Here is a 14,883-nt window from a genome sequence, read left to right on the forward strand (position 1 = left end):
TTTTTTGTGATGTCAACAGTTTTATGGAAATTATTTCCAACAAATATCTTTATATAAGAATAACTGTACTAGATGAACCTATTTAGAGCTCTTTTATAAATTTTAGGTGATTATGAACATTTATAATCACTTTGAATGGATTAAAAAAATGATTAACATATTGAATTATCTGATTGTTGATGTTATAATTATTTTCAATAACGATGATATAATTAAGATTTGATTAATCAAGATTAGAATATCAAGCATATGAGAGAGTGATTTATATGGAGTGGAATAAATTTGATAAAGATTTTTGGGAAGTCTTAGACAAATTAACTAAAGAGTCAGAGATAGAAATTGATCGACCAAAAGGAAGTCATCATCCTAAATATTCTCAAATCACTTATCCAGTAGATTATGGGTTTTTAAAAGAAACTTCTTCTATGGATGGTGGAGGAATAGATATTTGGAAGGGAAGTTTGTCAAACGGTAAGTTGGATGCTGTTATTTGTACGGTTGACTTACTAAAACGAGATTCAGAAATAAAGTTACTGATTGGTTGTACAGAGGCCGAAAAAGAACTTGTTTATTTGTTTCATAATGTTAGTGAATATATGAAAGGAATCATGATTAGAAGAGTTTAGGAAATTATTAATTAAACCAAAAAAGTTCTTTACTTAAATAAAGAACTTTTTTATATATTGCTATAACTAATTAATTATTTTTCTTTTAAATACTCAGAAAGAAATTCAATATTCCACTTGAAACAAGGTCCCTCGTAATGGTGAAACTTGTTTGGTAGATCATATACTTTTAATTTATGAGATTCAGACATATTATTTTTTACTAGTGATATGAAGGATTCAATATACTCAATTTGTTCAGCGACTTTTTCCTTTCCACATATAGGACCATGTCCTGGGATAAAGTACTGTATGTCACAGTTTAATAGTTTACTTAACTCATTTTTAAGAAGATAAGGGTCTCCTGCCCCAAGATAAGGATGTTCATCAACAAACAACAAATCTCCAACAAAAGCAACCTTACTGTTTTTACAATTTCCAATTATATCTCCATGAGAATGAGCTGTAGGGATAACATTTAGTTCAAAATTGTCTAATGTACCGTGAATAGAAAGTTTATCATTAAATGTTAGATTAGGGTTGATGAATTTGCATCCTTCCATATTTAAATTTTGATGAATGATTAGACTGTTTTTTGTATCTAATATTTCATCAGGATCTTTTAACGTAGTGAGTTTATTTTGTAAATGGTTTATTTGTTCAGTATACAAATTAGCCTCTAATTTTATTTTTTTACTAGTTTCTATAAATTTAGGATAAGCAATTTCAGAACAAATAATAGTCGTTTTTTCAGGAAACATACAATTACCTATATAGTGATCTAAATGAGAATGACTATTGACAATGATAAAATTATCATTATTTGTGATATCAATTATTACTCGCTTTAAATCTTTTGCAGCTTCAATTGAAAGAAATGTATCAAAAACAACGACCTTATCACCTAAATTAATAAAACCAGCATTACTCATACATAAATCATTGGTCTTAATGGCAGCGAATACATTCTCCGAAACCTCATATAACTCAAAGTAATCAGATGTTATACTATGCTTAATCAACCCAATCATCTCCCTTTTTAATTTTCCATTTTTAGTGATTATTCAAGATAAAATATAAATCCTAAAAATTAATAAAATAATGTAATAATAGAATGAATATATAAACATTATACTATTTTTATTGTCATAAGGTCAATATTTTAGTATTATAAGATAATAGGAAGACATGAAAAAATTATAAAGAATAGGTGGTAAGAAAATGAATAATATAATAAACAGTCCAATTAAAGTAAATAAGCATATAGTTAAAAACAGAATTATCATGCCAGCTCTAGTTTGTTTCAATTGGGGAAATTCTGATGGAGTTGAAACAATAGATCGTAGTGCCCATTATGGAAAACGAGCTAAAGGTGGAACGGGTCTAATTGTCGTTGAAGCAACTGCAATATCAAAAGATGGTCGCTTAACTGATTCCCAACTTGGACTTTGGGATGATAAGCATATCCCACAGTTTGAAAAAGTTGCGAAAAGTTGTCATGATGAGGGTTCTATGGTAATCATTCAATTAGTCCATGCAGGTATGAAAGCTATTAGTAATCCTGTGTACTCTTCTTCTATCGTTGAGATGAAAGATAAAAGCTGTTTAGAAATGTCAGTTGAAAAAATAGAAGAGATAAAAAAAGATTTTGTTTCGGCAGCTTTAAGGGCGAAAAAAGCGGGACTAGATGGGGTTGAAATTCATGGCGCCCATGGCTATTTATTAAGTCAGTTTGCTTCTAAAGAAGTGAATAAGAGAACAGATATTTATGGGGGTTCATTAGATAATAGATTAAGATTATCAATTGAAATAATTCAATCAGTTAGACAAGCGGTAGGAGAGGATTTTATCATCTCTTATCGTCTTGGTGTAAATGATTCAACAATGGAAGAAGATAAATATTTCGCTAAAGAATTAGAAAACTTGGGTGTTGATTTATTAGATGTATCATCTGGGATAGGTGCAAATAGTATTGTTGTACCAGCTGAATTTCCCTTTTCAAATATTACCTATATGGGAACTAGCATTTATAAAGAAGTAAATATTCCTGTTGCTTGTGTCTATGGAATTAGAGAACCAAAAGAAGCACAATATTTACTTGAAAATAATATGGTAGATATGGTAGCAGTTGGTAGAGGGTTACTAGCTGATTCAGAGTGGACAAATAAAGCCATAAGTGGTGAAAGTGTCAATAAATGTTATCATTGTAAACCATGTAAATATCGATTGGATGGAAGAACTTGTCCAAGAAATAATCTATAACTAATATAACCACCAATAGACTGTTAGTTCAGTAATTGGTGGTTTTATATTATTAAAAAATAGAAAAATGTATTAAATCGTTATTGACATATGTCATAAATAGAGTATAATGGAATTGAAAATGACATATGTCAAAAACTAAAGGTGGTGATTATATGCCAGGAAGAGACGGGACTGGACCTATGATCAGAAGAGGTTTTGGTAATACTGATGGTTGTTTAGGGTTAAGACTCGGACGTGGATATGGTTGTAGACGTGGTTTTAGAAGAATTTTATCTGTTTCAACAAAGCAAAAAGAATGGTTGAAAAGCCAAAAAAAATTACTTGAAGAAAGACTTAATGCTGTAAATAAGCAGCTAGAAAATTGTTAAAGGGGAAAAGAAGTTACAGCTGTACTCTTTTGCTGTTAAAAAATGAGGTGAATGAATATGCCAAGGCCTAAAAAATGGAGAAAAGTTTGTTGTTTGCCTGAAAGTGATCGATTTGGACCGCTAAATGCCCCAATTAATGAAGAATATTTTGTGACAATGACTGTTGATGAATATGAAACGATACGTTTGATTGATTTAGAAGGTTTTACACAAGAAACATGCGCTAAACAAATGAATATTGCACGTACAACGGTACAAGGAATTTATAATGATGCAAGGAAAAAACTTGCTGAGTCTTTAGTGAACGGAAAAGTGTTAAGAATTGAGGGTGGAGATTATAAACTTTGTGAGGGGATAGAAAAATCTTGTAATGGCTGCTACAGACATAGATGTAATAGAAAAATGATAGAAGAGTAATATAGGTTTTATTAGATGAAAAGCTTAAACACAGGGGTTAAATTGTAGGGTATTTTACTATATATTAAAAGGAATAAAAGGAGGATGTTAAATGAAAATCGCAATTCCAGTAGATGATAAATCAATTCTAACGAGTGTATGTATGTCATTTGGACGTACACCATATTTTTTAATCTATGATACAGAATCAAAAGAAAGTGTTTTTTTAGATAATAGTGCAGTAGCTAGTCAAGGTGGTGCAGGAATTAAGGCAGCACAAACCATTGTGGATAATAAAGTCAGTGTTTTACTCACACCTAGATGCGGTCAAAATGCTGCAGAAGTATTAAAAGCTGCTAATATTGAGATATACAAAACAATGAATGATTGTATTAAAGATAATATTAATGCTTTTATTGAAGGTAAGTTAACAATGTTGAAAGAAATACATGCCGGATTTCATAACCATGGTGCTAAGTAATAAAAAAATAGCAGTCCTAAGCGGTAAGGGGGGTACTGGTAAAACTTTAGTATCAGTAAATTTGGCAGCTTCAGCTAAAGATGCAGTCTATATAGATTGTGATGTTGAAGAACCAAATGGACACCTTTTTTTAAAACCAAAAGATATTGAGTCAGAACCAATATCAATCAAGATTCCATCTGTGGATAAAAGTCTTTGTGATGGTTGTCGTAAGTGTGTTGACTTTTGTAAATTTAATGCTTTAGCTTATATTTATAATAGACTCATTGTCTTTGAAGAGGTCTGTCACTCTTGTGGAGGATGTGCATTATTTTGTCCAAAGAATGCTTTATCAGAAAAAGAGAAAACAATTGGAGAAGTTCAAAAAGGTGTTTCTGAAAATGTTTCTGTCATTACAGGAATATTAAATACTGGTGAAGCATCAGGGACTCCAATTATAAAAAAACTTATGAATGAAGCATCTACACTTAAAGAACCTACTTTCATTGACTGTCCACCAGGTAGTGCTTGTATTGTTATGGATAGTATTAAGGATGCTGATTATTGTGTATTAGTAGCTGAACCAACTTTGTTTGGTGTTCATAATCTGAATATGGTTTATGAACTTGTTAAGTTATTTAATAAACCACATGGTGTCATATTGAATAAATGTCTAGAAAGTGAAAATCCTGCAGAAAAATTTTGCATTGAAAAAGGAATCAAGATTTTGGGGAAAATCCCTTTTGATAATCAATTAGGAATCCTAAATTCAAATGCAAAAGTTGCTGTTAGAGAAAATGAAGAGTATAAAGATATTTTTTCTACACTGCTTCAGAAGATAACTAAGGAGGTTTTAGTATGAAACAACTATTAATCCTTAGTGGTAAAGGTGGAACAGGAAAAACAACTATTGCAAGTGCGTTTATTAAATTATCAGAAGCAAAAGCATTCGCTGATTGTGATGTCGATGCACCTAATTTGCACCTAATCATGAGTCAATCACAAGACTATAAAAGAACAGATTATTTTGGGTTACCAAAAGCTAATATAAATACTGATTTATGTATACAATGTGATCAATGCAGGCAAAATTGCCGCTTTGATGCAATTAATGTGGATAACTTTTATACGGTTAGTGATCACGCTTGTGAAGGCTGTGGAGTATGTGAAGTCATTTGCCCTGAAGGTGCTATTTCTCTTAAACCAGCTGTTGCTGGAGATTTAATGTTGTATATAGATAATGCTGTTTTTTCCACAGCTAAATTAAGAATGGGAAGTGGCACATCAGGAATGCTTGTTACTGAAGTAAAGAAACAGATGAAATCATACGCTGTAGATACAGAACTAGCAATAATTGACGGTTCTCCTGGAATAGGATGTCCAGTTATTGCTTCATTAAGCGGCGTTGATATGGTTTTAATTGTAGCTGAGCCTTCTATTTCAGGTATTAATGATATGGAGCGTATTATAAATACTGCAGAAAAATTTAAAACAAAAACAGCTGTCTGTATTAATAAATATGATACCAATATTGAAAATACAGAAAAAATAATGGCTTATTGTCATCGGTTAAACCTACCTTTCATTGGGAAAATCCCCTTTGATAAAAAGGCAGTAGAAGCAATTAACAATGGTTTAAGTATTGTTGATATTGATTGTATCGCAGGTAATGAAACAAAAAAAGTTTTTGAAGCCACCCTTAATCTACTTTCGGAGGATTAGCGTATGATAATTAAAACACTAGTAGAAAATACTTCAAAATCAGAAGAATTTAATTGTGAACATGGATTAAGTTTATATATTGAAACGAAAAAGCATAAACTTCTATTTGATTTGGGGGTAAGTGATTTATTTATTGAAAATGCACAAAAATTAGGTGTTGACCTTTCTTTAGTTGATTCAGTTGTAATCTCTCATGGACATTATGATCATGGTGGTGGACTAAAAGAGTTTTTGAAGATAAATTCCAAAGCGATAATATATCTTCATCAAGAAGCATTTAAAGAACATTATTCAATTAGGTCTAAAGGTGAAAAGGTATATATTGGCTTAGATAAAGAGTTAATGGATAATAAGCGTATTATATTTGTTAATGATAATCTAAAAATTGATGATGAATTAGAAATAATCTCTAATATTAAGGGCAAGAAATTACTTCCATTAAGTAATCAAAATTTATTGATGAAAGTAGATTCATCATATGTTCAGGATGATTTCAAGCATGAACAAAACTTGATTATAAGGGAAGATGAATTGACCGTGTTATTAGCAGGATGTTGCCATAAAGGTATAGTAAATATTATAGAAAGCATTAGTAAAATATATAAAAAGCCATTAGATTATGTGATTGGTGGATTTCATTTACATAAACTGCTTTCGAATAAACCCGAAGAGTTAGAATTATTGAAAAAAATAGGACAATACTTGAAAAATACGGAATCAATGTATTATACATGTCATTGTACAGGTATCGAACCTTATGAAATATTAAAAGGAATCATGGAAGATAAAATCGAGTATTTATCAACAGGTAATATATTAACCATATAGATTAGAAGGAGAAAGTAAAATGAGTGAATTATGTGATCAAAATTGTAACACTTGTAGCGATGATTGTGCTGACAGAAAAGAACCTAAAACTGATTTTTCTGAAAAACCGCATGAATTGAGTAAAATCAAAAAAGTGATTGGTGTTGTTAGTGGTAAAGGGGGAGTTGGTAAATCCCTTGTTACCTCTATGCTAGCTGTCATGATGAACAGAAGAGATTATAAAACAGCCATCCTTGATGCTGATGTAACAGGTCCATCAATCCCTAAAGCATTTGGCATTAATGAGAAAGCAACACACAATGAATTAGGTTTATTCCCTGTGAAAAGTAAAACAGGTATTGATATTATGTCAATTAACCTACTTCTAGAAAATGAAACAGATCCTGTAGTTTGGAGAGGACCGATTATCGCAAATACTGTTAAGCAGTTTTGGAAAGAGGTCATCTGGAATGATGTAGATTATATGTTTATTGATATGCCACCAGGCACAGGAGATGTACCACTTACAGTATTTCAATCAATCCCAGTAGATGGAATTGTCATTGTAACCTCACCTCAAGAATTAGTTTCAATGATTGTATCTAAGGCAGTTAGAATGGCAAAAATGATGAATATACCAATCATCGGGATTGTTGAAAACATGTCATATTTCAAATGCCCAGACTGTGACAAGGAATACAATATATTTGGGCAAAGTCATATTGAAGAGATTGCTAAAAAGCATAACGTTGATGTTTTAGCTAAGTTACCAATTGATTCAAAAATAGCTTCAGCTTGTGATAAAGGTTTAATAGAACTTTTCATTGGAGATTGGTTAGAACATACAGCGGATATTTTAGAAAAAAATGGAGGAAAGAAAATGAAAATTGCTGTAGCGAGTGAAAATGGATTTGTAACTCAACATTTTGGACATTGTGAAAGTTTCAGTGTTTTTGAAACGGAAAATAATCAAATCGTAAAAAGTGAATCAATACCTAACCCAGGGCATAGACCTGGCTTCTTACCTAACTTTTTACATGACTTAGGAGTTAATGTTATTATTTCAGGTGGCATGGGTGGTGGTGCCATTGATATATTTAATTCACATGGAATAGAAGTTATAACTGGTGCAAGCGGAAATGCTAAGGTAGCTGCAGAAGAGTACTTAAAAGGTACTTTAAAATCTACAGGTTCTGTTTGTCATGAACATCAACATCAGGGTGAGTGTGGACATTAATTATTGAATAAAAAAATGAAACACGGTTAGATTTTACTCTTATGAGTTGTTCTAACCGTGTTTATTAATGATTATAATTTATTGTACATTATAGGCACCTTTACTTTTTAAGTACTTATATATTTCCTCTCCATGTTGTTGTTCTTCTTTTTGAATATGATTTAATGCAGTTCTTATGTTAGGATCATTGAATTCAAATATTGCAGTATCATATGTAGATGAAATATATTTTTCTGTTGCAAGTAAATCATAACATAAATCAATGTCTTGTTGATTACTTACACCAGTTTGAGAAGTGCTTTGTTGTTGAGATTGTTGTTGTCCCATTGTTGGAACCTGTCCACTTAAAATCTGATTAATTGTATTTAAGTGTTGTTGTTCATGTTGAGCGTGTTTTTTAAACATTTCTTTTAAAACAGGATCTTGTGCTTGATTTGCATAATTAGTATATTTTTTTACACAAAGCTCTTCATGAGATTTTTGATCATTAAGTAAAATTATTTCTTTTTGTGTTAAATTATTCATATTATCAACCTCCATTATTTATAGTTTGTCTTAAAACCTATAATATTCATTATTGAAAATAACTTTTTAAAAATATTATTTATAACATCAGGTAGTATTTCACATATACTAAAAATGAAAACTATCAGGAGAGATTTTTAAGTACTAACAAAGGATTTATTTAATTACTAAATGAGTAAGAGAATAAAAATAAAGCTTCTTATATCATGTTTGATATGATTGAATAAAAGAAATCTGATAGAAAAGAACAATCTAAACTATCAGGTATAATTTAATGATGGATATTATTGTAACCATTTGATAAAAAGTTTACCTAGACAAAATGTGATAGGACTTAATTTAAATTATAGCGCTCCGCTTTAGTTAATTGTATTTTGTGAATAATGATAGCTATATTTTGGATAGGTTATAATAAACTTTACAGATATTTTTATGTCATGTACAATAAAATATAAATAAAGGAGTGCTAATTTTGACTTTAATTGGAATTTCTTCTTTGAACAAAAAGATAAATCGGAAAACAAATATGAGATTGCCAATTAGTTATATTAATAGTGTTAAAAATTGTGGTGGAATACCCATTGGTATTCCTGTTGTAAATGATGAGACATATATAGGAGATATAGTAAATAAGATAGATGGATTAATCATACCTGGGGGAGATGATATTAATCCCAAGTTATTTCATGAAGAGACTAATTCTTACACCAAAGGAATAGATGATGAATTAGATGAATTTCAAATTAAATTGGTTCTTAAAGCTCTTGAAAAAGATATTCCTTTATTAGGAATATGTCGGGGACATCAAGTATTAAATGTTGCTTTATCTGGATCATTGTATCAAGATATTAGTGAATTAAAACGAGATATATTAATCGTTCATAATCAATTGAAATATGGATATGATGATAAACAAATCGTTCATCAAGTAAGATTTAAAAAAAATAGTATTTTAGAGAAGCTTTATGGTGAAAAAATAATGACCAATAGTTTTCATCATCAAATTATTAAACAATTAGGTGATGGATTAAAAGCCATTGGTCATACACGTGATGGTGTGGTAGAAGCAATGATTAGTAAAAATCATCGGTTTGTGGTAAGTGTTCAGTGGCATCCTGAAAGAAGTGAGGAACAATTTTCATTATTTAGGAAATTTATTGAAGCATGTAATAAATAAAGAAGGTGGGATTTAGATGAATTATCAAATGGTTAAAATGAATGAAAAATATGCTAGGGAAATCATAAATTGGCAATATGAAGGCAGCTTGTCAATTTATAATATGGAGGATAACCAGGAATCACTCGATGAATTGTTAAGTTTAGATTATTACTCAGTAATAGATGTAGAGGGGAATTTAATTGGTTTCTTTTGTACAAAAGAAGCAGCAATTGTTCCTTACGGGAATACATTTCATGTTTATGATAAAACAGATTATCTAGATATTGGTTTTGGAATGAATCCTAAACTAATAGGTAAAGGAAAAGGATATTCATTATTTCAGTTTGGATTAAACTATTTTAAGAAGAATTATAATGTAAATCAATTTCGATTAACGGTTTTAGATTTTAATCATAAAGCGATTCATATTTATAATAAATCTGGATTTGAATTTGAGAATCAATTTAAATCAAAAACGGGTCATACTTTTTTTGTTATGACATTAGTGGACTAGGAGTTTTATGATATTATACCTATATAGTAGACACGAAATAAAAAAGTGTTGGTTATGTAGGTATTTTATTTTATAATAGAGAAAGTTGAAGACGGGAGTAATAATAATGAGTAAAATAAGTATTAAAGAATATATTAAAGAACATCGTCAAGAATTGGAACAGAATCCTAATGTGCTTAAGGTAGGTAAGATACTTCAATATACCCCTAAATTTAAGATTAAGGCTGTAGAGATGAGAAAACAAGGATATCCAATGAGGGAAATATTCGAACTAAATAAACTACCATTTAATAAAGATAAAAATGATATGTATGTACTAAAGTGGATAAAGCAATATGATGAACAAGGAAAAGAATCCTTCTATAAGAAAAATAGAGGTCGTAATAAAAATGGCAAATCAGGACGACCAAAGAAAGAAATAGAATTATCTAGTGATGAAAAAGTACTGATCCAAGAGAAATTAATAGAAGTCCTAAGAAAAGAAAATGAAGAATTAAAAAAAGAATACAGGCTAGGAAAGGAAGTGAAACAAAGCGGAAATGAGTTTAAAATTAAGCCTACTCAAGATATTTTCCGTTATATACATAAAATAAAAGATCAAGTTAAAATATCCATTGAGTTATTATGTAAATATTATGAAGTATCTCGATCAGGTTATTATAAGTGGGTTAAAACAATACCTAATAGACAAAAAAGAGAAGAACAGGATTACGCTGATTTTGTAGTTATAAAAAAAACATGGTTAAAACATAATAAGAAGCATGGATACTTAAGAATAAATATGGATTTAAAAAACGATGAAGGCATTGTCATGAATCCTAAGAAGATTTATAGAAGATTTATAGACTAATGAAGAAATATGGAATACGAGCTGAAATACGTAAGGTTAGGGATTATGCAGGCAAATAAGGAACACAATTATTTTGAAAACAAATTAGATAGACAGTTTGATGTTAAAGAGCCAGATACTGTATTTGTGACCGACATAACTTATTTAATCTATGGTAACCAAAGATATTATTTATCTGTCGTTAAAGAGCTTTGTACGAGAGAAATAGTGGCTTGGAAGCTATCTAGAGGATTAAGTTTAAATTTATCACTTGAAATAATTGATCAACTTGTTAAAAAATACGGAAAGAAAAAGTTGAAAAACACCATGATTCATTCAGACCAAGGTGTTCATTATACAAATCCGTCATATGTAAATAAATTGAAAGAATTAAATATAATACAATCTATGTCTAGAAGAGGTAATTGCCTGGATAACGCTAAAATGGAAACATTCTTTGGTCATTTCAAAGATGAATGTGATTATCAACAGGCTAAAGACTTTTATGAGTTATATAAAATTGTTGATAACTATATGAGATATTATAACTGTAAGAGATATCAATGGACATTAAATAAGATGGCCCCTACTCAATATAGAAACCATCTTAAAGCAGCTTAATGAAATTTTTACTTTTTTTATTTCTGTCTACTTGACAGGTGTAAGTTCATTATACTCCTTTTTTTGTTTACGGAAGCCCATTATTAAACCGAAAAAGCTTTTAGTAATTAATATTTTGTTAATGTCAATATAAATTTCACCAATTTTGATTATGATAGATTCACCAATTATGGTAATTTACTCATAATCATTTTTTATTAGGTTCAATACTTTCTATTTTATCTTTAGTTCTGTATGATCTACCGACAATATTTATCACATGAGAATGGTGAAGTAATCGATCTAGAATGGCGTTAGCTAATACACTATCTCCAAATATTTCTCCCCATTTAGAGAGTGGTTTGTTTGTTGTTATAATTGTAGACTTTTTTTCATACCGTCTAGCGATTAATTGAAATAATAAATTAGATGATTCTGTATCAAGAGGTAAAAATCCAACTTCATCAATTACTAATACCCTGTATTTGGTGAAAAATTTTAATCTTGTTTCTAATCTGTTTTCTAAATGTGCTCGTTTAAGTTGTAAAATTATATCGTTACAACTTATAAAATAAGTACTTTTTCTTGATTTAGCTGCTTCAATTCCTATTGACGTAGCTAAATGAGTTTTACCAACCCCTGGAGATCCGATTAGAAGAATATTTTCATTATTCTCAATGAATTTTAAATATTTGAAATTTAATATTTCGTCTTTATTTATAGATGGTTGAAACCCAAAATCAAAATCATCTAATGTTTTAAGAAAGGGGAAATTAGCGACTTTAACACATGACGTTATTGCACGTTCTCGTTTAAAATTCATTTCATACTCTGTAAGTTCATATAACGAATCTACTATATTCTTTTCGCCTTTTGCGATAAGATTCAAATAAGAGTCGATATTGGCTCTAAAAAGGTTTAAATTTAGGGTTTCTAAGTTATTTAATAATTTATTATAATTATTTAACATCGCGTACTCCTCATCTTTCTACTATTATCGTGTTATTTGATCTAATAATGCTAGATTTTCTTTTGCGATTTGATCAATATCTAAATTATCATTTTTAATGGTGATACCAAGTGCAGCTTTATAATGGCTCTCATTATAATTAAATTTCTTGTTGGATATATTATGTATTATGATTAAATCAGTGTTATAATAGATATAGAGTTTATCATCAATGGGTATCAATTTAACTCTTTTGTTTATAAACTTACTGGGTACAGAATATCCATTTCCTTTATAATTTACAAGCAGTGTTTGCGGCACTGATTGTATATCTACGTTTTCTACGTAGGATTCTAACAGAATTTTGTTAGGTAAAGGATTTAGATATTCTTTTTCTTTTTCAAATAAGACACTCGGTGGTATATTGGTGGTTTGATTATTCTCTAGATTGACCTTGTTGTTTATCTTGTTCAATATATTGATCAGTTCCTCTTCATCTTCAAATTCACCATCATAAGGACGTAACCAAGCCAAGAATCGGTTAGCGGACTCATCTTTACCTTTTGTTTCTGGAGTCCTTGCCTTACATAATCTTATCGAAATTCCAAAATCCCGTTCAAATTGTTTTATTTTAGAATGTTTCTTTTTAGTTCCATTTGTGATGCTAACGACAGCTGACATATTATCCGTTAAAATATGTTTAGGGATACCCCTAGATGATTTAATGTATCGATTACACAACGGATGAAGTCTTCTGTCGTTTTTGTTTTTGAATAAACGAATTTATGATACCTTGAGAATCCTAGAGTAGAAGTTAATACATTAAACTCAAATACTTCTCCGTACTTACTTATTAGTTTCATACTTTCTTTCCAATCTACTTGTAGTTGGTCTCCTGGCCTGGTTTCATATCTAACATGTGGAGTGGTGCTTTTAGGTATGGTAATATGATTATTTTGAGTATAGTGTCTAAAGGTTGAATATGCCGGTATATTTTCATATTTATCTCTTAAATATTCATGAACTGCTTTCTTTGTTACGCCAGATTTATTCATCAAATGTGATATTTCTTCTTTATATTGATCAAATCCACTTTCGCGTTTTCTTGTAATCAATTTCTTTCCTCCATCTTCATAATATTTTTTAATAGTATGTCGGTCTAATCCATAGATTCTTGCTAATTCACTATAATTTGGTTTCATATCATACGTTCTCAATATATCTAACATTCCTAGTACATTTATTTCAGTCACTTTTTTTACCTCGCTTCAGTTCAACTGAAACTATTATACTAAAAAAGATAACCTAATTGATTATGTTATTACCAAAATTGGTAACTTTCTCATAATCAAGATTGGTTATCTTTATATTATCATTAATAATATTTAAGAGAGAAATATGTATGTTGTTTTATGAATTGAATATATCAGTTTACACAATTAAACACTGGTGATAAAATCAAAGTATGAATATTTTAATACATGGAGGGGAATATGGGTTGTAAATTATAACATTTTAAAAATATTGTTAAGATAGATAGTTTAGGGTTAACCTACCTTGATGAGCAACATAATAATTGTTTCATTAAATTTGATGAGTGCAGATTATTTTGGGTTAATTATGCCAAAGAAAAATATGATACAAATATTAGTTATGAAGAATCACGTTGTGTTGGTGAAAGAGATATAGCTGCAAATCCATCTTATATTGAATTATTTGGTGAAGAACATATTAGATTTATCTTTCCTAAGAAGAAAAAATGGTATGAAAAATTTGTTTCATTTGCCTTATCCTGACAAAGAATTTCATAAAATACAATTTAAATTAATGGAGGTTGGTTACTCTACAGTTGATTTATCATAACTTAAGAGATGGATTGAATCTATTTTTATAGATATTGTTGAAAGGGGAAGATAAATTGAAAAATTTCTTTCAAATAAGCTTTATAGTTGTATTTACTTTAAATATGTTAATAGATATGAATTTCTTAGATAGCATAATACTGTTATTAATTTCAATTATTATCTTATTAATGCTAAGTAATCTACATGTTTTTCTAGTATTAAAAACTATTTTTAATAGAGTATTAATTGTAAATAATACAATATTCTTAGTACTTATCTTATTATTAATTAGATATAGGAAAAATATCATCGATTTTGAAACTAATCAGAATATTCCATTTTGTGGAGCCTATCTGTATCTTACTTGGTTAATTATGATTATTTTCTTATCTATTTTTCTAAAAAAAAATATTTCTTCAAATAATTAACTGTGTATATATAAGTTGTTTATTATTATTTATCAGAGATGTATTTAAAGAAGCATTTTAGCATAAACCAAAAAGAGTGAGAAATAATGATCTCACTCTTTTTACGTTTTCATCCTCGGTAACGTATGGTGCAGGAAAAACAGAGATTGTTTATGAAGTAATATTAACACCATTA

At 29.4% G+C, this 14,883-nt stretch carries 19 protein-coding genes; 14 read left to right on the forward strand and 5 right to left on the reverse strand.

All coding sequences use genetic code 11. The features are described 5' to 3' along the window. Nucleotides 1-266 precede the first annotated feature (266 nt). Nucleotides 267-626 carry an inorganic pyrophosphatase gene (locus KHQ81_00350; GenBank protein QVK18203.1) on the forward strand — a complete coding sequence of 120 codons (360 nt, stop codon included), beginning with the start codon at nucleotides 267-269 and terminating at the stop codon, nucleotides 624-626. 74 nt (nucleotides 627-700) lie between these two features. Here the strand turns inward: KHQ81_00350 and KHQ81_00355 are convergent, their stop codons facing one another. Further along, complete coding sequence (locus KHQ81_00355; GenBank protein QVK18204.1) at nucleotides 701-1,627, reverse strand: MBL fold metallo-hydrolase; 927 nt, start codon at nucleotides 1,625-1,627, stop codon at nucleotides 701-703. A gap of 199 nt (nucleotides 1,628-1,826) precedes the next feature. On the opposite strand from KHQ81_00355, the gene KHQ81_00360 reads away from it, so the two are divergent. From KHQ81_00360 to KHQ81_00395, 8 genes are all read left to right on the forward strand, one after another. After that, nucleotides 1,827-2,867, forward strand: coding sequence for an NADH:flavin oxidoreductase (locus tag KHQ81_00360; GenBank protein ID QVK18205.1), 1,041 nt, complete (start codon nucleotides 1,827-1,829; stop codon nucleotides 2,865-2,867). 155 nt (nucleotides 2,868-3,022) lie between these two features. Then, on the forward strand, nucleotides 3,023-3,238 hold the full coding sequence (locus tag KHQ81_00365) for a DUF5320 domain-containing protein (protein QVK18206.1): 216 nt from the start codon (nucleotides 3,023-3,025) through the stop codon (nucleotides 3,236-3,238). Between the two features lie 57 nt (nucleotides 3,239-3,295). Next, the gene (locus KHQ81_00370) at nucleotides 3,296-3,655 is read left to right on the forward strand and encodes a DUF134 domain-containing protein (protein QVK18207.1); all 360 of its coding nucleotides are present in this window, start codon (nucleotides 3,296-3,298) and stop codon (nucleotides 3,653-3,655) included. 91 nt (nucleotides 3,656-3,746) lie between these two features. Continuing rightward, nucleotides 3,747-4,115, forward strand: coding sequence for a NifB/NifX family molybdenum-iron cluster-binding protein (locus KHQ81_00375; protein QVK18208.1), 369 nt, complete (start codon nucleotides 3,747-3,749; stop codon nucleotides 4,113-4,115). Continuing rightward, entirely contained in the window at nucleotides 4,102-4,956 is an 855-nt protein-coding gene (locus tag KHQ81_00380; protein ID QVK18209.1) for an ATP-binding protein, read from the forward strand. The genes KHQ81_00375 and KHQ81_00380 overlap by 14 nt, the downstream gene beginning before the upstream one ends. Further along, entirely contained in the window at nucleotides 4,953-5,816 is an 864-nt protein-coding gene (locus tag KHQ81_00385; protein QVK18210.1) for an ATP-binding protein, read from the forward strand. Before KHQ81_00380 ends, KHQ81_00385 begins: the two co-directional genes overlap by 4 nt. Before the next feature lie 3 nt (nucleotides 5,817-5,819). After that, nucleotides 5,820-6,644: an MBL fold metallo-hydrolase gene (locus KHQ81_00390; protein ID QVK18211.1), complete on the forward strand. Its 825-nt coding sequence runs from the start codon at nucleotides 5,820-5,822 to the stop codon at nucleotides 6,642-6,644. Nucleotides 6,645-6,663: 19 nt separating this feature from the next. Then, entirely contained in the window at nucleotides 6,664-7,860 is a 1,197-nt protein-coding gene (locus KHQ81_00395) for a P-loop NTPase (GenBank protein QVK18212.1), read from the forward strand. Nucleotides 7,861-7,938: 78 nt separating this feature from the next. On the opposite strand, the gene KHQ81_00400 is transcribed toward KHQ81_00395, so the two are convergent. Further along, nucleotides 7,939-8,385, reverse strand: coding sequence for a spore coat protein (locus KHQ81_00400; protein QVK18213.1), 447 nt, complete (start codon nucleotides 8,383-8,385; stop codon nucleotides 7,939-7,941). Nucleotides 8,386-8,857: 472 nt separating this feature from the next. Here KHQ81_00400 and KHQ81_00405 point away from each other — a divergent pair, with 472 nt between their 5' ends. The 4 genes from KHQ81_00405 (at nucleotide 8,858) to KHQ81_00420 (ending at nucleotide 11,508) form a co-directional block, all read left to right on the forward strand. Further along, nucleotides 8,858-9,562, forward strand: coding sequence for a gamma-glutamyl-gamma-aminobutyrate hydrolase family protein (locus KHQ81_00405; GenBank protein ID QVK18214.1), 705 nt, complete (start codon nucleotides 8,858-8,860; stop codon nucleotides 9,560-9,562). 16 nt (nucleotides 9,563-9,578) lie between these two features. Continuing rightward, nucleotides 9,579-10,058, forward strand: coding sequence for a GNAT family N-acetyltransferase (locus tag KHQ81_00410; GenBank protein ID QVK18215.1), 480 nt, complete (start codon nucleotides 9,579-9,581; stop codon nucleotides 10,056-10,058). Between the two features lie 106 nt (nucleotides 10,059-10,164). After that, nucleotides 10,165-10,908: a transposase gene (locus KHQ81_00415; protein ID QVK18216.1), complete on the forward strand. Its 744-nt coding sequence runs from the start codon at nucleotides 10,165-10,167 to the stop codon at nucleotides 10,906-10,908. 45 nt (nucleotides 10,909-10,953) lie between these two features. Next, a complete protein-coding gene (locus tag KHQ81_00420) occupies nucleotides 10,954-11,508 on the forward strand; it encodes an IS3 family transposase (protein QVK18217.1) in 555 nt (184 codons plus the stop codon). 187 nt (nucleotides 11,509-11,695) lie between these two features. Here KHQ81_00420 and istB read toward each other — a convergent pair whose 3' ends face one another. The 3 genes from istB to KHQ81_00435 are packed head-to-tail and all read right to left on the reverse strand — an operon-like array spanning nucleotide 11,696 to nucleotide 13,689. Further along, nucleotides 11,696-12,457 carry an IS21-like element helper ATPase IstB gene (istB, locus tag KHQ81_00425; GenBank protein QVK18218.1) on the reverse strand — a complete coding sequence of 254 codons (762 nt, stop codon included), beginning with the start codon at nucleotides 12,455-12,457 and terminating at the stop codon, nucleotides 11,696-11,698. Between the two features lie 24 nt (nucleotides 12,458-12,481). Beyond that, nucleotides 12,482-13,117, reverse strand: coding sequence for a hypothetical protein (locus tag KHQ81_00430; GenBank protein ID QVK18219.1), 636 nt, complete (start codon nucleotides 13,115-13,117; stop codon nucleotides 12,482-12,484). Nucleotides 13,118-13,125: 8 nt separating this feature from the next. Next, nucleotides 13,126-13,689: a transposase gene (locus KHQ81_00435; protein QVK18220.1), complete on the reverse strand. Its 564-nt coding sequence runs from the start codon at nucleotides 13,687-13,689 to the stop codon at nucleotides 13,126-13,128. Nucleotides 13,690-14,354: 665 nt separating this feature from the next. Between KHQ81_00435 and KHQ81_00440 the strand changes: the two genes are divergently transcribed. Beyond that, on the forward strand, nucleotides 14,355-14,708 hold the full coding sequence (locus tag KHQ81_00440) for a hypothetical protein (GenBank protein QVK18221.1): 354 nt from the start codon (nucleotides 14,355-14,357) through the stop codon (nucleotides 14,706-14,708). The last annotated feature ends 175 nt before the right edge of the window (nucleotides 14,709-14,883 follow it).

The organism is Mycoplasmatota bacterium (genome assembly GCA_018394295.1).
In the GTDB taxonomy this organism is placed as follows: domain Bacteria; phylum Bacillota_I; class Bacilli_A; order Haloplasmatales; family Haloplasmataceae; genus JAENYC01.